A 23,897-nucleotide genomic window follows, 5' to 3' on the forward strand; every position below is an offset into this window, starting at 1 on the left:
GACGTACGGCCTGGCGCCAGACCGAGGACGTACATCCCGGCGCGGCCCCGACCCACCCACCGGCAGGTGGCGCACCAGCCGACCACCGTCCGCAAGCCGCGCGCGCACCGGAACAACGTCCCCCAGGGACAACGTCCCCACCAAAAACCCGTACCCCTACGCCTTCTTGTGCGAGAACAGCTTCAGCACCGGCACCCCCACCTTGTGCCGCGCCCGCGACGCCCAGTCGCGATGGAAGAACTCCTCCACATAGTGGGGATCGGTCAGCACGATGACCTCGTCGGCCTCCGTCTCCTCGACGAGCGTCTTGAGCGCGTCGAGCGGATGGTCCTCGACCAGCCGCCCCTCCGCGGCGCAGCCCGAGGCGCGCAGGGCGGCGAGGGAGACCTCGAGGGCCTGCCGGCCCACGGCCGCCGCATCCTTGCCCTCAGGGGTCTCGTGCTCGTGGGCGGCCTCGTCGAGCTCGCCCATCGCGATGTCGTCGATCGCGCGCAGCAGGCGGTCCGCCTGCTCGCCGCGCGGCTGCAGCAGCACATGGAAGGAGGCCCCCTCGTCACCGTGCAAGGTGGTGATGAACTCCACGTCGGCGGATGTCAGGGCCTTCTCGATCATCAATACGCTCGTGAACACGACAGGAGCCCTCTCCTCCATGGGCCGCGAAGTGCCCCTTCGGAAACCATCCCGCCCCGCCTCTGCACGGGGTCTCCAAGATTCAGTTTGCCTGCGAAGACAAAGCGGAACGAATCATTCCACTGCGTGTCGGTTACGACGGTAGCGAGCGAAGAGGAATCCAGTGTCCTCCAACAGAGAGGCCAAGGAGAATCGTTTCAGCACATCCACCTCGGGCCCTCCGACGATGCGCTGTGCCGCCCCCGCGGCCAGCATCGGGGACAGCGTCAGACACAGCTCGTCAAGGGCGTCAGCGGCCACGAACTGACCGAGCAGGCGCGGTCCGCCCTCCGTCAGCAGGCGCCTGAGGCCGCGGTCGGCGAGGGCCCGTACGATCCGGGCGGGCTCCGCGCCCGCCCCCTCGCCGGCGATCACCACCTCGACGCCCGCCTTCTCCGCCGCCCGCAGTCGCGCCGGGGGCGCCGCCGCGCCCGTCACCACGAGCGTGGGGACGAGCGGCTCGGCGAAGAGGGGGAGGGAGAAGTCCAGCTCCAGGCCGGCGCTGACGACCGCGATGGCGGGCGCCGGCCCCTGCCCTGCCGCGGCCCGACGCGCGGCGAAGGCCTCACGCGCGCGTGCGGGCCGGTAACCCTCCAGGCGGACAGTCTCCGCGCCCACGACCACGGCGTCCGCGAGCCCGCGCAGCGTGCCGAAGATACGCATGTCGGTCTCGCACGAGATGGGCGCCGAACGGCCCTCGTACTGGGCGGCTCCGTCGAGCGTCGACACCATGTTGGCGCGCAGCCACACGTCCCGCTCCTCCGGGTACGCGTACGCCTCGGCGAGCTCCTCCAGCCCCCACTCGCGGTCGGCGGACTCCGGGGAGCCCGGGCGGTCCGCCGCAGAACGCGCACGGACGGCCGCGGAACCCGTACGGTCCGCCGCGGAATCCGTACCGTCCGCCATGGAGCGCGTACGGTCTGCTGTCTCGTCGGTCACAGGGAACAGGCGTCGCATGTCGATCAGTCTTCCACGGCCCTTAGAGTGGGGAAGCGTGTCGTCCTCCACAGCCGCCCGCGGGCACAGCCCGATAGCCGAAGCGGCCCCGCTGTCCCTGTGCGCCCGCGAGCCGCACGTCCCCGCGGACCGGCTCGTCGCCGAGATGGTGCCGCCGCCGCGCTTCGACTCCGTGCGCTTCGATACGTACATTCCGGACCCGAACCAGCCCAGCCAGCGCGAGGCGGTGCAGGTCCTGAGCGGCTTCGCGGCCGGTCTGGGCGGGGCGCACGCCTCCGGGAGCGGTAAGCGGAGGTGGTTCGGCGGACGGGCGAAGCCGGCCGTGCCGTCCGGTCCGCGCGGTGTGTACCTCGACGGCGGGTACGGCGTCGGAAAGACGCATCTGCTGGCCTCGCTGTGGCACGCCACTCCGGCGGCCGCCGAGCGGAAGGCGTTCGGCACGTTCGTCGAGCTGACCAATCTGGTGGGTGCGCTCGGCTTCCAGCAGACCGTGCAGACGCTCAGCGGTCACAGCCTGCTCTGCATCGACGAGTTCGAGCTCGACGACCCGGGCGACACGGTGCTGGTCTCCACGCTGCTCGGCAAGCTGGTCGACGCGGGCGTGGCGCTCGCCGCGACGTCGAACACGCTGCCCGGCAAGCTGGGCGAGGGCCGGTTCGCGGCTGCCGACTTCCTCCGCGAGATACAGGGCCTGTCCGCGCACTTCCGGCCTCTGCGGATCGACGGCGAGGACTACCGCCACCGCGGCCTTCCCGAGGCACCCGCGCCGTTCTCCGACGACCAGGTCACGCGGGCCGCGTATGCCACGCCGGACGCCTCGCTGGACGACTTCCCGCATCTGCTCGACCATCTCGCGCGCGTGCACCCCAGCCGGTACGGCGCGCTGACGGACGGCGTGAAGGCGGTCTGCCTCACGGACGTCCAGCCGGTGCCCGACCAGTCGACGGCGCTGCGCCTCGTCGTACTCGCCGACCGGCTGTACGACCGCGAGGTCCCCGTGCTGGCCTCCGGTCTGCCCTTCGACCAGCTCTTCAGCGAGGAGATGCTGCGCGGCGGATACCGGAAGAAGTACTTCCGGGCGATCTCGCGTCTGACGGCTCTGGCGAGGGACGCGAAGGGGCTTGTCGGCGAGTAGCCGGGGCGCGGCCGCCCGGTACTCCCTCCGGGAGCGCCGCCGGGTGCTCCCTCGGGGCGCCGCGGGTGCTCGGCCACGTTCGCCGTGAGACGCACGACTTGGGTGCGTTAGAGACGCACGACTTGGGCGTTCGAGACGCACGACTTGGGTGCGTTCGCGCGCCTGTTCGCCGGTTTCGGTGGAACCGGTGAGCCGTCTGCGGCAGTCTTGCTGATCATGCCCAGCCTCCCGCCTCAGCAGACCGCGTCCATGCCCGCCGCCGGCCACATGGTGGTCTGCGGCGACGACGCGCTGGCCCACCGGCTCGCCGCGGAGCTCCGCGGCCTGTACGGCGAGCAGGTCACGTTGGTCGTCCCGCCGGCCGGGCGGAGCGGGCTGCCGCCCGTCGTGGGACGGGCGCGCGGCTCATCGCTGCTCGAGCGCGTGTCAGCGGCGGTGACGCGGACGACAGGCAACGGCACGGCAGGCAACGGTGGGCCCGCGGGCGATGGCGGGCCCACCGGCGCCACAGCCGCCACCGGGCGGTCCGGCAACGGCCGCGCCGGTAACGGCCAGGCCGGCAACCGCGGCGTCGGCAACGGCGCGACCTCCAGCGGCGGTGATGCGAACGGCGCTGCCCGCGACGGCGAACCCGCCCCGCCCGAGCGGCTGCTGGAGGCCGCCGAGCCGACGGAGGCGGTCCTGGCCGAGGCGGGCGTGGAGCACGCGGCGGCACTCGCCCTCGTCCATGACGACGACGAGACGAACATCCGTGCCGCCCTGACAGCGCGGCGCCTCAACCCGCGGCTGCGCCTGGTGATCCGCCTCTACAACCGCCGGCTCGGCCAGCACCTGGAGGCCCTCCTCGACCAGGCGGCCGCCCTGGCGGCGCCCGGACCGGACGCCGAACCGCACGACGCGTCGACCACGGTGCTGTCGGACGCCGACACCGCCGCACCGGCCCTGGCCGCCACCGCCGTGGCCGGTACCAGCAAGGTCGTCCAGGCCGACGGGCTGCTGCTGCGGTCGGTGGAGCGCACCCCGCCGGCACCCGGCGAGGTGGCCGACCCCGGGCTGTGCACCCTGGCACTGCTCTCGGCGACCGCCACGGACCCGGCGGGCAGCGAGGGCGCGGAGGGCAGCGGGGCGGAGGGGCCCATGCTGCTGCCCGACGAACGGTCGGTGGCCTCCGCGACCGCGCGCGGCACGGTCGTACTGGAGACGGTGTCGTACTCGGGCCCGGCCCTGCCCGCCGGACGCAGCGCGCCCTTCGCCTCGCTGCTGTCGCGCCGGCTGCGCGTGTCCTTTGCCGCCCTGGTGGGCAGCGTGGTCGCCCTCGCGGTGGCGGCGATGCTGACGACCGGTGAGAGTCCTCTGCACGCGACGTATCTGACGCTCCTCGACCTGTTCGGCATCAACGACCCGGCGGTGGACGAGGGGACCGGCCGCAAGGTGCTCCAACTGCTGTCCGGGCTCGTGGGTCTGCTGCTGCTTCCGGTGTTGTTCGCCGCCGTACTGGAGGCGCTGGGCACGTTCCGCAGCGGCACCGCGCTGCGCCGGCCGCCGCGCGGGCTGTCCGGCCATGTCGTGCTCCTCGGCCTCGGCAAGATCGGCACCCGGGTGCTGGCGCGGCTGCGCGAACTCGACATCCCCGTCGTGTGCGTGGAGTCCGACCCGGACGCGCGGGGCCTCGCCCTGGCCCGGCGGCTGCGCGTCCCGGTGATCCTTGGCGACATCACGCACGAGGGCGTCCAGGAGGCCGCCAAGATCGGCCGGGCCCACTCCCTGCTCGCGGTCACCAGCTCCGACACCACCAACCTCGAGGCGGCGCTGGTCGCCCGGTCGGTCCGGCCCGACCTGCGCGTGTCCCTGCGCCTGTACGACGACGACTTCGCGACCGCCGTCTACCGCACCCTGCGCGCCGCGCACCCGGGCGCGCTGACCCGCAGCCGCAGCGTCTCGCACCTCGCCGCGCCCGCCTTCGCCGGGGCCATGATGGGGCGTCAGGTCCTGGGTGCGATCCCCGTCGAGCGGCAGGTGCTGCTGGTCGCCGCCGTCGACGTGGCCGGCCATCCGCAGCTCGAGGGCCGGACGGTCGAGGAGGCCTTCCGGCCCGGCGCCTGGCGGGTGCTCGCCCTCGATACGGCCGCCCCCGGCGAACGGCTGCCCGACCTGTCCGCCGCCCCTTCGCCGTACTCGGGCGGCCGCCCGTCGGAACTGGTCTGGAATCTGCACCCCGGCCATGTGCTGCGCCCCGAGGACCGCGTCGTGCTGGCCGCCACGCGGCACGGCCTCGCGGAACTCCTCGGCCGACGGACCCGGCGGCGGACGCACGCGTCCTGACCCGTCCCCGTGTGCCCGGAACGGCGCACGGCCAGGGCGCCATGCGCCCTGATCGCCGTGCACCTGAACAGCACGCGCCTGATCACCCCGCGCCTCTGGCGGCCAGTGCCGCGATGTGTCGTCGGTTCGCTGCGGCGCCGTCGTGGCTCGTCGCGCCCACGCGGCGGAGCCGCAAATCGATACAGCCCCGCGCCCCTGTGGGGCGCTGCCCTGACCGGCACGCGCCCAGGCGCCTCACAACGCCGCGTCAAGTAAATTGATGCATGGTGTGCCGGGAAGTCTGATCGGCGGGCAAGATCGATTCTCACGCGAGTCGATGTCCAGCCGAGCAGAGGAGTCACCGATGGCGCTGCTGACCGTCCCGGACGACGCGGGCGCGTCGGCGTGAACGCCTGGCACAGCTGGGCAGCGGTGGCCGTCTTCGTCGCGACGTACACGCTCATCATCAGCGAGAAGATCCACCGTGTGGCCGCCGCGCTCGGCGGCGCAGGGCTGATGCTCGCCATCGGGGCGACCGACGACGCCTCCGCCTTCTACTCCGAGCGCTCGGGGGTCGACTGGAACGTCATCTTCCTGCTGCTCGGCATGATGGCGATCGTCGGCGTGCTGAAGAAGACCGGGATGTTCGAGTACCTGGCGATCTGGGCCGTCAAGCGTGCCCGGGCCAGACCGTTCCGGGTCATGGTGATGCTCATCGTGATCACGGCCGTGGCGTCGGCGCTCCTCGACAACGTCACCACCGTGCTGCTGGTCGCCCCCGTCACGCTGCTGGTCTGCGAGCGTCTGGCGCTGCCCGCCGCGCCGTTCCTGATGGCCGAGGTCTTCGCCTCCAACATCGGCGGCACCGCGACGCTGGTCGGTGACCCGCCCAACATCATCATCGCCAGCCGGGCCGGACTGACCTTCAACGACTTCCTGGTCCACCTCGCGCCGCTGTCCGCGCTGCTCACCGTCGTACTCGTGCTCCTGTGCCGCGTCATGTTCCGGAAGTCCTTCCTCTACGACGAGGACCGCGCCGCCGAGGTCATGGCGCTGGAGGAGCGGGAGGCGATCCGCGACCCGCGGCTCCTCGTGCAGGGCCTCGCCGTCCTCGCCCTCGTCGTCGCGGGGTTCGTGCTGCACCCGGTGCTGCACTACGCGCCGAGCGTCGTCGCCCTCCTCGGCGCCGGGCTGCTGATCGCCGTCTCCTCCGTGGAGACCACCGAGGTGCTCGCCGAGGTCGAATGGCCCACGCTGGCGTTCTTCGCCGGGCTCTTCATCATGATCGGCGGCCTCATCGACACCGGCGTCATCAGCACTGTCTCGCGTGCGCTCGCCGACCTCATCGGCGACGCCGAACTCGGCGGCTCGATGCTCATGCTCGGCGCCTCCGCCGTCCTGTCGGGCATCGTGGACAACATCCCCTACGTCGCCACGATGGCCCCCATCACGGGCGAGCTGGTGCAGGAGATGGGCGGCGCCCGCGACCACGTCATGTGGTGGGCCCTCACCCTCGGCGCCGACCTCGGCGGCAACGCCACGGCGATCGGCGCGAGCGCCAACGTCGTCGTCCTGGGCATCGCCGAACGCAACCGCCAGCCGATCGGCTTCTGGCAGTTCACCCGGTACGGACTGGTCGTCACCGCCGTCACCGTGCTGATCTCGGTGGGGTACGTCTGGCTGCGGTACTTCGCGGCGGCCTGAGCGGCTCGCCCCGGGCCGCCGACCTGCGCCGCCCCGGTCGCCGACCCGGGCGCCGATGCCCGTATGTCCCGCGTCAATGTCCTGGCCTGCGGGCGCGGCGCGTACGAGGCTGGGGGCAGGGACGATTCGAGCGGCGCTCGAGCGCATGGGAGCACAGCATGTGCTCAAGCACTTGCGAGCAGATGAGGAGCCGGCCGTGCGCGCACGCGACCTGGCAGTGGAATACGAGTCGGTGACCGTCGACAGCGACGCCCTGGCGGCGGCCCGGCTGATGGCGGAGCACAAGCTCCCGGGACTGCTGGTGCTGGACGAGAACGGGGAGCCGAAGGCGATTCTGCCCGCTTCCCAAATGATCAAGGTGCTGGTCCCGTCGTATGTGGTCGAGGACCCGACGCTTGCCGCCGTCGTCGACGAGAAGCACGCCGACCGGCTGTGCGAGGCGCTCAAGGGCCGCCGTGTCGGCGACTGCCTGTCGCGCACGGCGGCCGCGCCGCCGATCGCCGATCCGGACGACACCGCGCTGGAGGTCGCCGCGCTGATGGCGCGGGTACGCAGCCCGCTGGTGGCCGTGGTGGAGAAGACGCACGCCAGGCCCGGCGCGCGGGAGGCGGCCCGCGCCGAGGCGGAGGGCGCGGCAAGGGCCAGGCCCCACCACACCGGACACCATCTGGCCGAGCACCTGCACGCCGGGCACCATCTGGCCGAGCACCTTCACGCCGGGCAGCCTCCTGCGGAGACGCGTCTTCTCGGTGTGATCACGGCGTCACATCTGCTCCATGAGCTGCTGGCGGCGGCGGGAGGACTCGCCTCGCCGTGACCGCGGCCGGCGGGCAGGCGGGCGCTGACCACCCCGTGCCGGCAAGCGGGCGGGCGCTGACCACCCCGTGCCGGCAAGCGGGCGGGCGCTGACCACCCCCGCACCCCGGGCCGGTGGCCACCCGTGCTCGACCGGGCACGAAGCAGGACATATCGTGGCAATAGTGCCAATGACGGCACGATCGCCATGATCGGCACGATCGTGCTGCTCAGACGGCATCCGATGCCAGGCGACAGGGGGTCGTCATGCTCGAGGACCTGGTGACAGCGCTAGCGGCTGCCGGTTCTGCCGGGGTGGTCTACGTCATGGCGGCGGCCAAGATCGTCAAGCAGTACGAGCGGGGCGTGGTCTTCCGCCTCGGGCGCGTGCTGAACGACGTACGCAGACCGGGGTTCACCATGATCATCCCCGGCATCGACCGGCTGCGGAAGGTGAACCTGCAGATCGTGACCATGCCCGTGCCCGCCCAGGAGGGCATCACGCGGGACAACGTGACGGTGCGCGTCGACGCGGTCGTCTACTTCAAGGTGGTCGACGCGACCAACGCGATCGTCAACGTCGAGGACTACCGCTTCGCGGTCTCCCAGATGGCCCAGACGTCGCTGCGGTCGATCATCGGCAAGAGTGAACTGGACGATCTCCTGTCGAACCGGGAGAAGCTCAACCAGGGCCTGGAGCTGATGATCGACAGCCCGGCGGTGGGCTGGGGTGTGCAGATCGACCGCGTCGAGATCAAGGACGTGTCCCTGCCGGACGCGATGAAGCGGTCCATGGCCCGGCAGGCCGAGGCCGACCGCGAGCGCCGCGCCCGCGTCATCAACGCCGACGCGGAACTGCAGGCCTCGAAAAAGCTGGCGGAGGCGGCCGGGGTGATGTCCAACGAGCCGGCCGCGCTCCAGCTCCGTCTGCTGCAGACCGTGGTGGCGGTCGCGGCCGAGAAGAACTCCACGCTGGTACTCCCCTTCCCCGTGGAGCTGCTGCGGTTCCTCGAACGCGCCGCCCAGCAGCAGACGGCCCCCGCCACCGACACCGCGCCCGCTCCTGCTCCCGCTCCCGCTCCCGCGGCGGACTCGACGCCGGGGCAAGTGGCTCCAGCGTCCGCCCCGCCGACGTCACCGCCCCCTGCCGTGACAGCGACGGCACGACTCCAGGGCGCAGGAGCAGCGGCTGGGGCGACTCCTACCGCGGGACCCGAGCCGGACCAGTCCGTTGCGCACGAGGAACCACTGGATGACTCAGGCATGGCTGCGAGCGGCCGTCACTCGACGCATCGTTGACCGGGGGCGCGCGTGCGGGTGGGGGCTGTGCCCGCTGCCGGTCGCCGCGTCGCGCCCAAGGCGTCGCGCACACCCAAGGCGCCGTGCCCAAAAGGCCTGACACGCGCACCGGCGCCGCGGGCACAGCTCCCATCCGCACGCAGCGCCTCGGTGTCCGTGACGGTGGGAGACTCGCGTGGCCAGGGCGACAGGCGTGGTTCCCGAGATCCGTAGTGCGTGGTACACACAGGCGGGTCACAGTTCCTGTCCGCCAGCAGGAGGTCGCCCCATGTCTGCGTCCGCACAGCCCGCATCCGCGCGATCCTCGGAACACCCGCCGTCGGCACAACCGCCCACGGAACAACCATCCTCGGAAGGATCCCCGGAAGGACGCCTTCCCTCCTCGCAACGACGCCTTCCGTCTTCGGAAGGACGCCTTCCGGCGCAACGGTCCGCTACACGACGCCAACTCCTCGCCCGCACCGGCGCGGTGGGCGCGGGCATCGCCTTCAGCGGCGCCGTCTCCGAACTCTTCGCGGGCACGGCCGCCGCCGCCCAGGGCAGGACGGGATACGGCCCGCTCGTACCCGACCCGGACGGCCTGCTCGACCTCCCGGAGGGCTTCCGCTACAAGGTGCTGTCCCGCGAGGGCGACGACCTGCGCTCGGGCGAGGGCAAGGTGCCCAGCAACCACGACGGCATGGCCGCCTTCGCGGGCCGACAGGGCCGCGTGCACCTCGTGCGCAACCACGAGAACCGCGCCACCGGCCGGGTCCCGGTGCCGACCGTCGAGGGCCTCACCTACGACCCGATGGGCAAGGGCGGCTGTACCGCGCTCACCCTCGACAGCCGCAACGACGTCCTGGACGAGCGCGTCGCGATCGCCGGCACCGCCGTCAACTGCGCGGGCGGCCCGACCCCCTGGGGCACCTGGCTGACCTGCGAGGAGACCGAGGACAAGGCCGGCACCAACGGCTACACCAAGGACCACGGCTTCATCTTCGAGGTCCACCCGTCCGATCCGCACCGCTCCGGCGCCGTACCGCTGACCGCGATGGGCCGCTTCCAGCACGAGGCGATCGCCGTCGATCCGCGCTCCGGCATCGTCTACGAGACCGAGGACGCCTTCGAGAAGCCCTTCGGCCTCTTCTACCGCTTCCTGCCCGAGAAGCCGGAGGGCGGCCTCGGCTCCCTCCGGGCGGGCGGCAGGCTGCAGGCCATGCGCGTACCCGGCGTCCGGGACCTCTCCGCCCTCCAGGAGACGGGCACGACGTTCGACGGCATCGAGTGGGCTGACGTCCCGGACCCGCTCGCCACCGAGACCCCGATCCGCTTCCAGGACTTCGGCCCGAAGGGCATCACGCACGCCCAGAAGCTGGAGGGCTGCTACTGGGGCGGTACGTGTGTGTACTTCGTGTCGTCGTACGCGCGCAGCGGGGAGGGCTCGGCCGCGGACCACTTCGGGCAGATCTGGCGGTACGACCCCGCCCGGCGCCGCCTCACCCTAGTGATCGTCTTCGGCCCGGACACCGATGTGCAGCTGCCCGGCGAGGAACCGGACAACATCTGCCTGGCGCCCAGCGGCGGCCTCATGGTCTGCGAGGACGGCGAGGGCGCCCAGCACGTGTACGGCGTGACGCGGCGCGGCGAGGTCTACGCGATGGCACGAGGGCGCCAGAACATCGGCACGCCGGAAGCCCCGGAGTGGGGGGAGTTCGCCGGTGTGACCTTCTCACCCGACGGCGCCACGATGTACGTCAACTGCTACACGCCGGGCACCACCTTCGCGGTGACCGGCCCCTGGTAGGCCTGGCAGGAGAACCATGAGTGGCCCGGGCCACCGGTAGCGGTGAGCCCGGGCCGTTCCGCACTCAGTGCTCTCGGTGCTCTCGGTGCTCTCGTGCGGTACCCGGCGTGATCGCACCCCTCCAGGGCTTGCGCCGGCGCTTCGGCAGGCGTACAGGATTGGACGTCACCCTTTCGGACGTACAGGATTGAATACGGGGATTCCGGGCGTCCCGCAGGGGTGCAACGCGATGGCGAGCACGTAGGAAAGAAGGCGATCGCCATGCAGAACGACGCGACCTGGCACGTGGATCTGGGCATCAGGGAGGACGGCACCGACACCGGGGCCAACGCGGCACTGCGGCTGCCGGAAGGCACGGAGCTGAAGGCCCATGGACACGCCAAACGGCACCCGGACGACCCCGTGCAGAATCGCGTGGGCGAGGAGCTGGCCGCGGCGCGTGCGCTCAACGACCTGGCGCGGCAGCTGCTGCGCAAGGCGGCCCACGAGATCGAGGAGGCCACGCACGTACCGGCGCACCCGCACCCGTGATCACGGGTGACTCCCTTTCCGGTAGGCGGACTCCCGTTGCGGTAGGCGGGTGACTTCAGCGGGGCGAACGAGGGCGTCCGGCGCGGCACCTCGCCGATAGGCCGGTTTTAGCACTATATGTTCGCCAGGTGATCACCTCTGCACGGAGAATCATCACGCGCCGCGCGCGGAGCGCCGCGCTCTGCGCACTGGGCGCCGCACTCGTCGGGTGCGGCGCCCACGGCGTGCAGGACGCCGGACTCCCGGAGCGCCCGCACACCGGCGGCGCCACCGCCTCGCCCTCGGCCACGCCGTCGCCGTACCGGCCGCCCACCCTCGCGCCCGGCCCGGCCGGTCTCACCCCCGTCTTCACGAACGGCCCGCGCACCGGCGGGAAGACCGTGGCGCTCACCTTCGACGCCGACATGACCGCGGACCAGGGCCCGCGCGCAGCGGCCGGTGAGCACTTCGACAACCCGGAACTCATCGCCACGCTCCGCCGCCTGAAGGTACCGGCAACCGTCTTCATGACGGGACGGTGGGCCGACGAGTACCCGGAAGAGGCCCGTTCCCTCGGACGCGACCCCCTCTTCGAGATCGCCAACCACTCCTACAGCCACTACGCCTTCACCTCCGACTGCTACGGGCTGCCGACCATCGAGCCCGCGCACATCCGCTCCGACGTGGAGCGCGCGTTCACGGCGTTCCGCAAGGCGGGCGTGGAGCACGCGATGCCGTACTTCCGTTTCCCCGGCGGCTGTTACGACGACCGTGCCCTGCGGGAGCTGACCCCTGTCGGCGTCACGGCCGTGCAGTGGGACGTGGTGAGCGGCGACGCGTTCGCGACGGATGCCCATGCGGTGGCACAGCAGGTGCTGGACGGGGTCCGGCCGGGCTCCGTCGTGGTGATGCACTGCACGCGCAGCGCGGCCCCGGCGACGGAGGAGGCGGTACGGACGATCGTCCCGGAGTTGCGCGAACGCGGCTTCCGCTTCGTGAAGGTGTCGGAGCTGATCGGAGCGAAGGCGGGAGAGGCGGCGAAGGCGGGGGATGCAGCGAAGGCGGGGAAGGCAGGTCAGGCGGAGAAAGCAAGGCGGGCGGAGAAGGCAGGGCAGGCGGGGGGTGCGGCGCAGACCGGCAGCCGCGGATGAGCGGTCCACCGGCGACGGGCGGCGACGGGCCCGGGCGTTCTAGGCTGGTGGCATGGAGGACTCCTACTGCAGCACCACTGGCGGCGCGACCGGCCGGGATGTCGCCCACGACGCCGCTGCGGCCGCGCCCGCGAAGGCGGACGGACCGCCGTTCGCCGAGTGTGCCCTGTGCCGCGAGCCCACCGAGTATCCGGAGTCGTACAAGGGCGTCACGCTGTGCCCGGTCTGCGAGTGGCAGGAGGCACAGCGCACGGCCTGCTCCGGCTGAGGCACCGGCGGGACGGACGGGAGCGGGCCGGGCGGGTAGCGGGCCGGGCCATGCCCGACCGGGCCGGAAGAACCGATCATCCCCCTGGCAGACTGGACGGGTGACCAGCCACGACGCCCCCTGCACGCCTGCCACCGACACCCCCGGCATCGACACGCCCGCCACCGGCACGTCCGGCATCGGCACGCCCGCCGCGGCCCCGGAGACCCCCTTCAGGCCCGGACGGACCGTGCGCGACATGGTCCCCCAGTTCGTACTGCCCCTGGTCGTACGCATCGAGCGCGCCGCTCCCCCGGCCCGTACGGACGCGTTGGAGACTGCCGCCCGTGCCGTCCTGACGATGCTGAGCGACGAGCGGTCGCGGGGCGACGGGTTGTGGGCGCAGGCGGTGCGGGACTGGGAGGACGCGCGGATCCGCAAGGTGGTGCGGCGGGCGCGCGGTGCCGAGTGGCGGCGGGCCGAGGCGCTGCCCGGCATCACGGTCACCGGGAAGTCCGCCGAGGTGCGGGTGTTCCCGCCGGTGCCGCTGGACGGCTGGCCGAAGGATCTGGCGCGCCTGCAGGTGTCGGGCACGGACCTCGACGAACCGGAGGCCCCGGCCGACCCCGACCGGACCGCTCCTGTCCTGTGGCTGAACCCCGGCGTCGAGATGTCGGCGGGCAAGGCGATGGCCCAGGCGGGCCACGGTGCCCAACTCGCGTGGTGGGGACTGCCGGACGAGGAGCGCACGGCCTGGCGCGACGCGGGCTTCCCGCTGTCCGTACGCACGGCGGACCCCGCGCACTGGGACGAACTCACCACGAGGGGACTGCCGGTGGTACGCGACGCGGGCTTCACGGAGATCGCCCCCGGCTCGTGCACAGTGGTCGCGGACCATCCGGCGCTGCACCGGCGTCGCTGACCGGCCGAAGGCCCCGGACAGTCCGCTACCCGAAGCAGGGCGCCGACCCGTTCACCGGCCCTTGAACATGCCGGTGAACATCCCGGCCACTGCCTACGTACCTCTCGATACCGCCAAGTAGGTTGGACTGATTTGCACGCGGCGGTTGATTCAGGTGATCGAGCAGAGGCAGCTGGCACACCGGGAGGCTCATTTGCTGCGACGGATCAACGGCACGGGACTCGTCATCGCGGCACTCGTCGCCACCATCGGCGCTCTCGCCTTTCCCGTCTGGTCGTACGCCGACCGGTCGGGCACCGGCCCCGCCAACCTGGCCGCGGGCACCGTGGCCACGCGCTGGGGACCGCTCTCCACCCTTGACCGCGAACTGGTGGTCAAGGTGCGGCTCGCCGGGCTGTGGGAGATACCCGCAGGCCAGCAGGCCCTGGAACGGGCGCCCACCGAGGCGATCAAGGCGACGGGTGACCATCTGATCGTCGGCCATACCGATCTCGACGAGCGGGTACGGAAAGTCGCCGCACAGCTCAACATCGAACTGCCCAACCAGCCGACCGAACAACAGCAGGGCTGGCTGCGCGAGCTGACGGAGGCGCAGGGCCAGGAATACGAGCGGAAGTTCGCCAACCTGCTGCGTGCCGCGCACGGCAAGGTGTTCAGCGTCATCGCCCAGGTCCGCGACACCACCCGCAACTCGCTGGTCCGGCAGCTGGCCACGGACGCCAACCAGACCGTCCTCGACCACATCACGATGCTCGAAGCCACCGGGATGGTCGACTTCGACGCGATAGCGAACGGTTCCGCCGCCACGCAGACCGCGAGTCCCACCGGGCCTCCGCCGCCCTCCGGAATCGCGCCGTCGGCACCGCCGGCCGGTCCGACCGGCGATATCTCGGTCACCTCGCGGCCGTCGCCCACGACACCGGGACAGGTCAACACGAACCGGCCCGAGCCCGACGAGTGACCACCTGACAGCAACCTCAAATGTTCCTCTGAACGTCCCCGCTCATGGGTTCGGTGCCAGGCGCCCGGGCCATGACTCCGTCACACCGGCACGCCCCGACGGGGAGGCTGCCGGCGGCGGCTCACAGGGTCTGGGTGAAGGAGGGGGAACATGCAGCACTTGGGTACCGGAATCGGCTGGCGGCCGGAGATCGCCGACGCGGTGGAGCGTATGCCCGGCATCGACTGGGTCGAGGTCGTGGCGGAGAACGTCTGCCCGGGGCACCTTCCCGACTCCCTGCGGCGGCTGCGCGAGCGCGGTGTCACGGTGGTGCCGCACGGGGTGTCGCTCGGCCTGGGCGGCGCGGACCGTCCCGACGAGGACCGGCTGACCGCCCTCGCCGAGCGCGCCCAGGCCCTGCGCGCCCCGCTCGTCACCGAGCACATCGCGTTCGTACGGGCCGGTGGCGCGCTCACCGCGTCGCAGCCGCTGGAGGCGGGGCACCTGCTGCCGGTCCCCCGCACCCGCGACGCGCTGGACGTGCTCTGCGAGAACGTACGAATCGCGCAGGACGCACTGCCGGTGCCGCTCGCCCTGGAGAACATCGCGGCGCTGATCTCCTGGCCGGGCGAGGAGATGACCGAGGGGCAGTTCCTGTACGAACTTGTGGAGCGCACCGGCGTACGCCTGCTCATCGACGTGGCGAACCTGCACACCAACCACGTCAACCGCGGTGAGGACCCGTCGGCGGCGCTCGACACGCTGCCCGTCGAGGCCATCGCCTACGTCCATGTGGCGGGCGGCTTCGAGCGCGACGGCGTGTGGCACGACAGCCACGCCCACCCGGTCCCGGAGCCGGTCCTCGACATCCTCGCCGACCTGGCGTCCCACGTGACCCCGCCGGGCGTCCTGCTGGAACGCGACGAGAACTTCCCGGCCCCAGAGGCGCTGGAGGCGGAGCTCGACGCGATCCGGGCGACGGTGTCGCGGGCGGCGGCGGGGGAGGTCGCCCGTCCGACGGAAAACCGTGCGGAGGCCGCCGATCCGGCAGTAAGTCGTGGGGAGACCGCGTTCCCGGCGGAAAGCCGTGGAGCCGGCGCGGCACGCCAGCGCCTCGCGCTCGCGCAGGCTTCGCTGCTGTCCGCGCTGGTCGGCGGGACGCCCGTCCCCGAGGGGTTCGACCGCGCCCGGCTGAAGGTGCAGTCCCAAGCACTCACCTCCAAGCGGGCCGACGTCATCGCCAAGGTCGCGCCCGAACTTCCGGGAATCCTCGGGGACACGTACCGCGCCTCCTTCCTCGCGTACGCCCGGAAGCAACCGATGACCGGTGGCTACCGCCGTGACGCGCTCGGCTTCGCCGAGGATCTGCTGCTCGCCGGGAAGCCCGAAGACGCCGAGATCCGACGGCAGTTGACGCAGTGGTGGCTCGAACGGACGGGTCCGAAGCCGCCCTCCCCGCGCCCCGTGGCCCGGCTGGTCCGCGCCGCCGCGTCCCGCCTCGCTCTGCACCGGGGGTGACGTCATGGACACCGTGATGCTCTCGATCCTGTACTACCTGCTCATCGGCGGCTCCTCGATCGCCCTGATCATCGCGCTCGCCAGGTCGCGCGGCGGCGGTGCGCCCGTCGGCGCGTTCCTGCACGACGCTCTGGAAGCCGCCTTCCTGTCCGGCGGGCCCGGCCGGGTCGCGGACACGGTGATCACCGCGATGCACGCGGACGGGCGGCTGGTCGTCGGATGGCCGGGCATCGTCTCGATCCGGCAGGGCGCCGCCGCCCACAACCCCGCTGAGAGCGCGCTGATCGCAGCGCACTCCGCCGCTCCCAACGGCGCCCTGCACCAGCTGCGCGTCGGCGTGATGCGCAGTCCCGCCGTCCAGTCGATCGGTGACGGGCTCGCTGCACGCGGCCTGCTGATCCAGCCCGGCACACTGCGCCCGATCCGCCGCTGGGCCATCGCCCAGACCCTGCTGTGCCTGGCGGGTTTCCCGCTTGCGATCGTCCTGACCGTCGTACAGTTCGCGCAATTGGACGGGGACGGCTTCGCAGTGCCTTTTGTCTTCCAGGTTTTCCCTGCCGTGCTTTTCGGCATCGTGGTCGGAGCGGTGTGCTCTGCCCGTTCCGGGAAGCGGCTGACCGGCGCCGGCCGGAGTGCCCTGCGCCAGTACGCGGCATCCGCCGCCGCCCGAACCGGGAGCGCCGCACACCTGGTGGCCATGGGCGGCCCGCGCGCGGTGCCCGACCCGGAGCTCCGGAGCCGGCTGGCGGCGGCCGCGCGGACGCGGGTGAGCGTGGGCGGCGGCCCGTCCTCCGGCTCCTCCTCGTCCGCCTCCCATGACGCCTCGCTGTGGGCCGGCGGCACCGTCATATGGTGCGGCGGAGGAGGTGGCTCCGGCGGTGGTTCCTCGTGCGGCGGTTCGAGCTGCGGAGGGTCCAGCTGCGGAGGCTCTTCGGGCGGTTCGAGCTGCGGTGGGTCGTCCGGTGGGTCCAGCTGCGGTGGGTCGTCCGGTGGATCGAGCTGCGGCGGTGGATCGAGCTGAGGCAGCTCCTCGTAGCCCCTCCTGCGGCGCGCCGCGTACCGAAGTTGACGTACTCATGCGCGTATGGCGACAGCGCGTACCCGAAGCGCATTAGCGTGCGGTGCCGCAGCAGGAGGCACCATGCGATCCATCAACGGCACCGGACTCATCGTCGCGGGACTCACCGCGACACTGGTCGCACTGATCTTCCCCATCTGGTCCTACGCGGACCGCTCGGGCACCGGCCTGGACACCCTCAACGCCCAGACGGTCTCGACCAGATACGGCCCGCTGTCCGCGCTCGACCGGGACTTCATCACCAAGGTGCGGCTCGCGGGCCTGTGGGAGCTGCCCGCCGGCCAGCAGGCCGAGGAGCGCGGCACGACGCAGGCCGTGCAGACCGCCGGCGAGCACCTGGTCGAGGGCCACACCTTTCTGGACGCACGGGTACGCGAGGTCGCCGCGCAGCTGAGCCTCGAGCTGCCCAACCAGCCCAACGCCCAGCAACGCGCCTGGCTCACGGAGCTGAGCGCGGCGCGCGGCGAGGAGTACGACGCCCTGTTCGCGAACATCCTGCGCCGCGCCCACGGCAAGGTCTTCTCCGTCGTGGCACAGGTGCGTGCAACCACCCGCAACTGGCTGGTGCGGGACCTCGCCGACGACGCCAACACCACGGTCCTGGACCACATCACGGTGCTCGAGGACACGGGTCTCGTGGACTTCGACGCACTGGCGAGGGACGCCGCCACGACGGGCCCACAGCCGGTGACCAGTTCTCCCGCACCGCCGGGCCCGACCCCCTCCCCCAGCCCGCCGGTACCGGTCACCCCGTCCCCCTCGCCATCGCCCTCCTTCTCGCTGCCACCGGCCGCTTCCCGGCCGAAACCGGCTCACACTCCGTCCACATCGTGAACACGCCGTGGCGGGCGGGCGACCAGGTCACATAGAAAGCGGCCATGTTCTGGGTCCCTCTACTGCTTCTCGCCTGGGCCGCCGCAGGTCTCTCCTGCGCCCGGCTGTGCCTGGCGGCCCTGCGCACCGCCACCGATGCGGACACCGCGGCCGCCGAGGACTCCGGCTCGGGCCACGGCCGCGACACCGACCGCGACACTGGCCGCGAGTTGACGCTGTACGAGGCCGCCTTCCTGTCCGGCGGCCCCCACCGGGTCGCCGATCTGACCCTGGTGTCGATGGCCCGTCAGCGGCGGCTGCTGCTCGCGCACACCGGCTGGGCGACCGTGGTCGATCCTCAGGGGCGGGACGACATGGAGCGGTCGGTGCTGGGTGCGATCGGCCCCGGCGGCCAGTCCCGGATAGCGCCGATACGTTCCGCTGCTGCGGCCGCCGAGGCGGTACGCGCGCTCGCCGACCGGCTCGTCGCGGCGGGCCTCGCCGTGCCGGACGGCGCGCGGACGACGGTGGCCGGTGCGGTACGCCAGGTGCAGGCGGCCTCGGTGGCTGTGGCGGTACTGGGCGGAATCGCCCTGCTGATGCCGATCCCGGATCTCGGGGCCCAGGGCCAGCGCGTCCCGGTGGCCGCCTCGTTCGTGCTGCCTCTGGTGCTCACGCTGGGCTGTCTTGCCATCGCCCGCTTCGAGGCGCATCCGTACACGCGCTGGGCATCACCTGCCGGTCAGCGACGGCTGGGCAGGCTGGCACCTCTGGACGGCGCCGCCGACGAACGGGCGTATCTCACCGCTGTGGCCCTCCACGGCGTCGATGCGGTCCGCGATCCCGACCTCAGAGCGGCGTTCGCGGACCGCCCGTCCGGCCGGGAGGCGATGCGGCGGCGCTGACGGCGGTGGGATCAGGCCAGGCCCGCCACCAGTTCAGCCACCGACTTGCGGCGGCCCGTGAAGAACGGGACCTCCTCGCGTACGTGCCTGCGGGCCTCGGAGCCGCGGAGGTGGCGCATCAGGTCGACGATGCGGTACAGCTCGTCGGCCTCGAAGGCGAGGATCCACTCGTAGTCGCCGAGCGAGAACGAGGCGACCGTGTTGGCGCGCACGTCCGGGAAGCCGCGGGCCATCTTGCCGTGGTCCGCGAGCATGGTGCGGCGCTCCGCGTCGGGCAGCAGGTACCAGTCGTAGGAGCGGACGAAGGGGTAGACGCTCACGTAGTTGCGGGGCGTCTCGTCGGCGAGGAACGCCGGGATGTGCGAGCGGTTGAACTCGGCGGGGCGGTGCAGCGCCATGTTCGACCAGACCGGCTCCAGCGCGCGGCCGAGCTTGGTGCGGCGGAAGAGGTTGTACGCCTCCTGGAGCTGGTCGCTGGTCTCCGCGTGCCACCAGATCATGAGGTCGGCGTCGGCGCGCAGGCCCGACACGTCGTACGTGCCGCGGACGGTCACGTCCTTGGCGGCGAGCTGGTCGAACAGCTCCTGGACCTCGTCGGCGTAACCGGCGCGGTCCTCGGGCAGCACGTCCTTCAGCTTGAAGACGGACCACAGGGTGTAGCGGATGACCTCGTTGAGGTCCTTGGCCAGCTTGCCCTTGTTCGGGATCCTGCCGGGCTCGGTGGTGGGGGCGTCGTCACTCATGCGCCTATTCTCCCGCTCCGCCGTGCAGGCTCTGCACCGGGTTCGCGGTGAGCTGCTCCACACCGCGCCGGTCGCCCTGGAGCTGGTCCACCGCGGCGTACGCGCTCGCGATGCACGCGGGGATGCCCACGCCGTCGTACGCCGCCCCGCACACCGCGAGCCCCGGCAGCTTGCTCACGTGCTCGCGGATGCGGGCCACGCGCGCGTGGTGGCCGACCGGGTACTGCGGCAGGCCGCCGTGCCAGCGGGTGACGCGGGTGGCGACCGGGGCGGCGTCCAGGCCGGTGGCCTCGCGCAGGTCGTGCCGGGACAGCGCGATAAGTTCGGCGTCCTCGCGGCCGAGGTCCTGCTCCTCGCCGTACCGGCCGACAGAGGTGCGCACCACCAGCAGCTCCGGGTTCTCGTCGGCGATCCACCCCCACTTCTGCGAGGAGAAGGTGGACGCCTTGATGGTGCGGCCGTCGACGGGCGGCACGAGGAAGCCGCTGCCCTCGGGGAGCCGGGCCTCGTCCGTCCGGTACGCGAGCGTGATCAGCGCCATGGAGGCGTACTCGACGGTGCGCAGCTCGGCGGCCGCGGCCGGCGACTCCGAGGCCAGCAGCGCCGCGGCGGCCGGGGCGGGGAGGGCGAGAACGACGGCGTCGGCCGTCTCCACATGGTCGCCATGGTCGCCGACCCGCACCTCCCAGCCGTCGGGCGTCCGGCGCAGGCCGTGGACGGGGCTGTTCAGACGAATTGCGCCGCCACGCGCGCGTACCGCCTCGGCGACCGCGCGCGGGAGCTCGCCGATGCCGCCCCTGATGCCCATGAAGACGGGGCCGGTCTGCTGGTTCTGCGCGGCGCGCGCCTGGATGTCACGGACGGCTTCCGTCAGCGAGGTGTGGGAGCGGGCCGCCTCGAAGAGCTGCGGGACGGCGGAGCGCATCGAGATGCGGTACGCGTCCCCGGCGTACACCCCGCCGAGCAGGGGCTCGACGAGCCGGTCGACGACCTCGCGCCCGACGCGCTCGGCGACGTAAGCGCCGACCGCGACGTCGTCGCCGATCTCGGTGGGTGGAAGATCGCGGTCCTGCTCGATGCGGCGCAGGCCGTCGTCCGACAGGACGCCGGACAGCGCGTCGGCGGTGCCGGGCACGCCCATCACATGCCCCTTCGGCATCGGCCGCAGGGCGCCCCGGGTCCAGATCGACGCGGTCGCGGTGGCGGGCGGTTGCAGCCGGTCGCCGAGGCCCACCTCGCGGGCGAGGGCGACGGCCTCCGGCCGTCGGGCGAGCATCGACTCGGCGCCGAGGTCGACCCGGGCGCCCGCGATCTCCCCGGCGTGCAGCTTGCCGCCGACGCGGTCCGAGGCCTCCAGTACGGTTACGCGCGGGCTGCCCTCGCGCGAGCCGCCGGGTGTGCCGCCGGGCGGTGGGCCGAGCAACCGGTGGGCGGCGGCCAGGCCGGCGATTCCGCCCCCGATGACGACGACATGACCGGCACCCGTACGTGTGTCCCCTTCGCGCATGCCTCCACTCTCTCAAACCGCGCATGGCGGCCAGACCCGGCACGGCGGCCCCGACGAGTCCCGACCGTGACCGCATCGGGATCGGACGGCGACAACGAAACCGAAGCCCCCGGCGTCGAAGGAGCACCAGTCATCACCAACCCCGGGGGTACGCCGAGATGTTCGAGCCTCTCGCTCAGGGCACGTCCAGGCACCGAGACGGCACGTCCACAAGCCGAAACCGCCCGTCCAGGCACCGACACGGCCCGTCCGGGCGCCGGTCCGTCCAGGCACTGTCGGCAGTCCTGCTGGCGGCGGCGCTCGCGCTGGCGGGATGCGGCGCCGACGACGCCGGCAGCAGCGCCGACAGCGCCGCCAAGGCGGCCCCTCCGGGCGCTGGGAACGCGAGGGCGGGCGCGGCCGCGCCCGGCAGCGAGGCCGACAGCGGTTCCGGAGAGCAGGCCGGCGACAAGGCGACGTCCCCGCCGAAGCTCACCGGCACCCACATCATCCGTACCGCGTCGCTCACCGTGCTGGTCAAGGACGTGCCCAAGGCGGTGGACGAGGCGCGCTCGGCCGCCGAGGGCGCGGGCGGCATCGTCGGCAACGAGTCGACGATCCGCGACGAGGACAGCCGCGAGGAGTCCCGCGTCGTCCTGCGCGTTCCCACGGAGCGGTACGAGGACGTGCTCACCGAACTGCAGGGCACGGGCAAGATCATGGAGCGCAAGGAAAAGGCGCAGGACGTCACCGACCAGGTCGTCGACGTCGAGAGCCGCATCAAGACGATGCGCGCGAGCGTGGAGCGCGTGCGGGAACTGATGGACAAGGCCACCAAGTTGAGCGATGTGGTCGCGCTGGAAGGAGAGCTGAGCAGCCGTCAGGCGGACCTGGAGGCGCTGCTGGCGCAGCAGGCGTCCCTCGAGGACCGCACCAGTCTGGCCACGATCACGCTGACGCTCTACGAGAACCCGAAGAAGCAGGCCGAGAAGAAGGACGACGACCCCGGGTTCGTGGACGCGCTGGCGGGCGGCTGGCACGCGTTCGTGACGCTGCTGCGCTGGATAGCGGTCGCCTTCGGCGCCACCCTGCCGTTCCTGGCTGCCGCGGTGTTGATCATTCTGGTGTGGGTGCGGCTCGCACGCTCCCGGCTGCCGCGCGGCACGCGAGCGACGTTGCCGGCGGGCGGTGCGGCGGAGTCGACGCCCGCGGCAGAAACGGCGTCCTCGCCGGGTACGGCGTCCGCGGCCGGTACGGCGGGCACGGCGTCCGCGTCGCGCGCGGCGGAGGAGCCGGGGGGTGACACCGCAGAGCGGGACTGACGTCTCTGCATCGGCTGCCGCCCTGGCGTCCGGCGTCGTACGGTCGGCCGTGCGGCGCCTACGGTGCCGCACGGCGTACGGGCAGCGGCGCGAGGCAGTTGAGGAGCAGGCGATGCGGGAACGACTGGTGATCATCGGGGGAGACGCGGCGGGCATGTCGGCCGCGTCGCAGGCCCGGAGGCTCAAGGGCCCGGACGAGCTGGAGATCATCGCGTTCGAGCGCGGCCACTTCACGTCGTACTCGGCGTGCGGCATCCCGTACTGGGTCAGCGGTGACGTCCCGGAGCGGCACCGGCTCATCGCGCGTACGCCGGAGGAGCACCGGGCGCGCGCGATCGACCTGCGGATGCGTACCGAGGTGACCGAGATCGATGTCGCGGCCGGCCGTGTCCGGGCCCGTGATCTGGAGTCCGGTGCCGAGGAGTGGACGGCGTACGACAACCTCGTGATCGCGACAGGGGCCCGGCCGGACCGGCCGCCGCTGCCCGGCATGGACGCGCCCGGGGTCCATGGGGTTCAGACTCTCGACGACGGGCAGGCGCTGCTCGACACCCTGGAGCGGGCCGAGGGGCGGCGGGCCGTGGTCGTCGGCGCCGGCTACATCGGCGTGGAGATGGCCGAGGCGATGATGAAGCGCGGCTACGAGGTCACGGTCGTGAACCGCGGCCAGGAGCCGATGGCCACGCTCGACCCTGACATGGGCCGTCTCGTCCACGAGGCGATGACGGGACTGGGCATCACCATGGTCGGCGACGCCGAGGTCACCAAGGTCCTCACGGATGCGGAGGGCCGGGCCCGCGCGGTGGCCACAGACGACGCCGAGTTCCCAGCGGATGTGGTGGTCCTCGGCATGGGCGTACGCCCGGAGACCGCCCTCGCCCGCGCGGCGGGTCTTCCGCTCGGCGAGTACGGCGGGTTGCTCACCGACCTCGCGATGCGGGTGCGCGGCCACGACGGCATCTGGGCGGGCGGCGACTGCGTGGAGGTGCTCGACCTCGTGTCCGGCCGCGAGCGCCATATCGCGCTGGGCACGCACGCCAACAAGCACGGGCAGGTGATCGGCACGAACGTGGGCGGCGGGTACGCCACGTTCCCCGGCGTCGTCGGCACCGCGGTCAGCAAGGTCTGCGACCTGGAGATCGCGCGCACGGGGCTGCGCGAGAAGGACGCGCGGGCCGTCGGGCTGCAGTACGTGACCGTCACCGTCGAGTCGACGAGCCGCGCCGGGTACTACCCCGGCGCCGCCCCCATGACGGTGAAGATGCTCGCCGAGCGGCGTACGGGGCGGCTTCTCGGTGTGCAGATCGTCGGGCGTGAGGGGGCCGCGAAGCGGGTCGACGTCGCGGCGGTGGCGCTCACGGCCGGGATGACGGTGGAGCAGATGACCGCGCTGGATCTGGGGTACGCGCCGCCGTTCTCGCCCGTGTGGGATCCGGTTCTGATTGCGGCGCGGAAGGCTTCGGTTGCGGTGCGGGCGGGTGGGGCGTGATCTTCTCCCCACCCCGCCCCCCTTCCCGTAACCAGGTGCGCCAGCCCCCTGGACCCCCCGCTGGGGGCTCCGCCCCCAGACCCCCGTGATCGCCCTTCGGGCTCGTCCTCAAACGCCGGACGGGCTG

General features: G+C 72.3%; 21 protein-coding genes. 17 read left to right on the plus strand and 4 right to left on the minus strand.

Translation table 11 applies throughout. The features are described 5' to 3' along the window. Positions 1–156: 156 nt before the first annotated feature. Both STSP_RS05595 and STSP_RS05600 read right to left on the minus strand, forming a co-directional pair. Complete coding sequence (locus STSP_RS05595) at positions 157–630, minus strand: indole-3-glycerol phosphate synthase (RefSeq protein WP_198547272.1); 474 nt, start codon at positions 628–630, stop codon at positions 157–159. Between the two features lie 114 nt (positions 631–744). After that, on the minus strand, positions 745–1,626 hold the full coding sequence (locus STSP_RS05600) for a pyrimidine reductase family protein (protein ID WP_067272866.1): 882 nt from the start codon (positions 1,624–1,626) through the stop codon (positions 745–747). A 37-nt stretch (positions 1,627–1,663) separates the two neighbouring features. On the opposite strand from STSP_RS05600, the gene zapE reads away from it, so the two are divergent. The 15 genes from zapE (at position 1,664) to STSP_RS05675 (ending at position 18,730) form a co-directional block, all read left to right on the plus strand. Then, complete coding sequence (gene zapE / locus STSP_RS05605; RefSeq protein WP_067272869.1) at positions 1,664–2,761, plus strand: cell division protein ZapE; 1,098 nt, start codon at positions 1,664–1,666, stop codon at positions 2,759–2,761. 267 nt (positions 2,762–3,028) lie between these two features. Next, positions 3,029–5,083, plus strand: coding sequence for an NAD-binding protein (locus STSP_RS05610; RefSeq protein WP_107441207.1), 2,055 nt, complete (start codon positions 3,029–3,031; stop codon positions 5,081–5,083). A gap of 384 nt (positions 5,084–5,467) precedes the next feature. Then, positions 5,468–6,766, plus strand: a complete 1,299-nt coding sequence (locus tag STSP_RS05615; RefSeq protein ID WP_067272871.1) for an ArsB/NhaD family transporter — start codon at positions 5,468–5,470, stop codon at positions 6,764–6,766. A gap of 196 nt (positions 6,767–6,962) precedes the next feature. Then, positions 6,963–7,583, plus strand: a complete 621-nt coding sequence (locus STSP_RS36665) for a CBS domain-containing protein (protein ID WP_078066913.1) — start codon at positions 6,963–6,965, stop codon at positions 7,581–7,583. Between the two features lie 245 nt (positions 7,584–7,828). After that, a complete protein-coding gene (locus STSP_RS05625) occupies positions 7,829–8,860 on the plus strand; it encodes a slipin family protein (RefSeq protein ID WP_078066914.1) in 1,032 nt (343 codons plus the stop codon). Positions 8,861–9,329: 469 nt separating this feature from the next. Continuing rightward, the gene (locus STSP_RS05630; RefSeq protein WP_067272874.1) at positions 9,330–10,646 is read left to right on the plus strand and encodes an alkaline phosphatase PhoX; all 1,317 of its coding nucleotides are present in this window, start codon (positions 9,330–9,332) and stop codon (positions 10,644–10,646) included. A gap of 261 nt (positions 10,647–10,907) precedes the next feature. Further along, on the plus strand, positions 10,908–11,177 hold the full coding sequence (locus tag STSP_RS05635) for a DUF1876 domain-containing protein (RefSeq protein ID WP_067272907.1): 270 nt from the start codon (positions 10,908–10,910) through the stop codon (positions 11,175–11,177). A 149-nt stretch (positions 11,178–11,326) separates the two neighbouring features. Further along, positions 11,327–12,307, plus strand: a complete 981-nt coding sequence (locus tag STSP_RS05640) for a polysaccharide deacetylase family protein (RefSeq protein ID WP_078066915.1) — start codon at positions 11,327–11,329, stop codon at positions 12,305–12,307. 52 nt (positions 12,308–12,359) lie between these two features. Continuing rightward, complete coding sequence (locus tag STSP_RS05645; protein WP_067272876.1) at positions 12,360–12,575, plus strand: hypothetical protein; 216 nt, start codon at positions 12,360–12,362, stop codon at positions 12,573–12,575. Between the two features lie 238 nt (positions 12,576–12,813). Further along, positions 12,814–13,476, plus strand: coding sequence for a peptidyl-tRNA hydrolase (locus tag STSP_RS05650; protein WP_078066916.1), 663 nt, complete (start codon positions 12,814–12,816; stop codon positions 13,474–13,476). Positions 13,477–13,672: 196 nt separating this feature from the next. Next, positions 13,673–14,437 carry a DUF4142 domain-containing protein gene (locus tag STSP_RS05655; protein ID WP_198547273.1) on the plus strand — a complete coding sequence of 255 codons (765 nt, stop codon included), beginning with the start codon at positions 13,673–13,675 and terminating at the stop codon, positions 14,435–14,437. Positions 14,438–14,587: 150 nt separating this feature from the next. Continuing rightward, entirely contained in the window at positions 14,588–15,934 is a 1,347-nt protein-coding gene (locus STSP_RS05660; protein WP_067272881.1) for a DUF692 domain-containing protein, read from the plus strand. 4 nt (positions 15,935–15,938) lie between these two features. Then, on the plus strand, positions 15,939–16,955 hold the full coding sequence (locus tag STSP_RS05665) for a TIGR04222 domain-containing membrane protein (RefSeq protein ID WP_067272884.1): 1,017 nt from the start codon (positions 15,939–15,941) through the stop codon (positions 16,953–16,955). Positions 16,956–17,075: 120 nt separating this feature from the next. Continuing rightward, complete coding sequence (locus tag STSP_RS05670; protein ID WP_067272887.1) at positions 17,076–17,846, plus strand: DUF4142 domain-containing protein; 771 nt, start codon at positions 17,076–17,078, stop codon at positions 17,844–17,846. 44 nt (positions 17,847–17,890) lie between these two features. Beyond that, positions 17,891–18,730: a TIGR04222 domain-containing membrane protein gene (locus tag STSP_RS05675; RefSeq protein ID WP_067272894.1), complete on the plus strand. Its 840-nt coding sequence runs from the start codon at positions 17,891–17,893 to the stop codon at positions 18,728–18,730. Positions 18,731–18,741: 11 nt separating this feature from the next. Here STSP_RS05675 and hemQ read toward each other — a convergent pair whose 3' ends face one another. Together hemQ and hemG are read right to left on the minus strand one after the other, a co-directional pair. After that, complete coding sequence (gene hemQ / locus STSP_RS05680; protein ID WP_067272896.1) at positions 18,742–19,473, minus strand: hydrogen peroxide-dependent heme synthase; 732 nt, start codon at positions 19,471–19,473, stop codon at positions 18,742–18,744. 4 nt (positions 19,474–19,477) lie between these two features. Next, positions 19,478–20,980 carry a protoporphyrinogen oxidase gene (gene hemG / locus STSP_RS05685; RefSeq protein ID WP_067272899.1) on the minus strand — a complete coding sequence of 501 codons (1,503 nt, stop codon included), beginning with the start codon at positions 20,978–20,980 and terminating at the stop codon, positions 19,478–19,480. 158 nt (positions 20,981–21,138) lie between these two features. Here hemG and STSP_RS05690 point away from each other — a divergent pair, with 158 nt between their 5' ends. Together STSP_RS05690 and STSP_RS05695 are read left to right on the plus strand one after the other, a co-directional pair. Further along, positions 21,139–22,281, plus strand: a complete 1,143-nt coding sequence (locus tag STSP_RS05690; protein ID WP_067272902.1) for a DUF4349 domain-containing protein — start codon at positions 21,139–21,141, stop codon at positions 22,279–22,281. A gap of 112 nt (positions 22,282–22,393) precedes the next feature. Continuing rightward, the gene (locus tag STSP_RS05695; RefSeq protein WP_067272905.1) at positions 22,394–23,770 is read left to right on the plus strand and encodes an FAD-dependent oxidoreductase; all 1,377 of its coding nucleotides are present in this window, start codon (positions 22,394–22,396) and stop codon (positions 23,768–23,770) included. Positions 23,771–23,897: the final 127 nt, after the last annotated feature.

It is taken from the genome of Streptomyces jeddahensis (assembly GCF_001642995.1).
In the GTDB taxonomy this organism is placed as follows: Bacteria; Actinomycetota; Actinomycetes; order Streptomycetales; family Streptomycetaceae; genus Streptomyces; species Streptomyces jeddahensis.

What these genes read in the sequence shown, in the direction of transcription:
- STSP_RS05600 (WP_067272866.1), bottom strand. Translation starts at nt 1,626, where the DNA reads ATGCGACGCCTGTTCCCTGTGACCGACGAGACAGCAGACCGTACGCGC.
- STSP_RS05610 (WP_107441207.1), top strand. Translation starts at nt 3,029, where the DNA reads ATGGTGGTCTGCGGCGACGACGCGCTGGCCCACCGGCTCGCCGCGGAG.
- STSP_RS05625 (WP_078066914.1), top strand. Translation starts at nt 7,829, where the DNA reads ATGCTCGAGGACCTGGTGACAGCGCTAGCGGCTGCCGGTTCTGCCGGG.
- STSP_RS05635 (WP_067272907.1), top strand. Translation starts at nt 10,908, where the DNA reads ATGCAGAACGACGCGACCTGGCACGTGGATCTGGGCATCAGGGAGGAC.
- STSP_RS05645 (WP_067272876.1), top strand. Translation starts at nt 12,360, where the DNA reads ATGGAGGACTCCTACTGCAGCACCACTGGCGGCGCGACCGGCCGGGAT.
- STSP_RS05650 (WP_078066916.1), top strand. Translation starts at nt 12,814, where the DNA reads ATGGTCCCCCAGTTCGTACTGCCCCTGGTCGTACGCATCGAGCGCGCC.
- STSP_RS05660 (WP_067272881.1), top strand. Translation starts at nt 14,588, where the DNA reads ATGCAGCACTTGGGTACCGGAATCGGCTGGCGGCCGGAGATCGCCGAC.
- STSP_RS05665 (WP_067272884.1), top strand. Translation starts at nt 15,939, where the DNA reads ATGGACACCGTGATGCTCTCGATCCTGTACTACCTGCTCATCGGCGGC.
- STSP_RS05670 (WP_067272887.1), top strand. Translation starts at nt 17,076, where the DNA reads ATGCGATCCATCAACGGCACCGGACTCATCGTCGCGGGACTCACCGCG.
- STSP_RS05675 (WP_067272894.1), top strand. Translation starts at nt 17,891, where the DNA reads ATGTTCTGGGTCCCTCTACTGCTTCTCGCCTGGGCCGCCGCAGGTCTC.
- hemQ (WP_067272896.1), bottom strand. Translation starts at nt 19,473, where the DNA reads ATGAGTGACGACGCCCCCACCACCGAGCCCGGCAGGATCCCGAACAAG.
- hemG (WP_067272899.1), bottom strand. Translation starts at nt 20,980, where the DNA reads ATGCGCGAAGGGGACACACGTACGGGTGCCGGTCATGTCGTCGTCATC.
- STSP_RS05690 (WP_067272902.1), top strand. Translation starts at nt 21,139, where the DNA reads ATGTTCGAGCCTCTCGCTCAGGGCACGTCCAGGCACCGAGACGGCACG.
- STSP_RS05695 (WP_067272905.1), top strand. Translation starts at nt 22,394, where the DNA reads ATGCGGGAACGACTGGTGATCATCGGGGGAGACGCGGCGGGCATGTCG.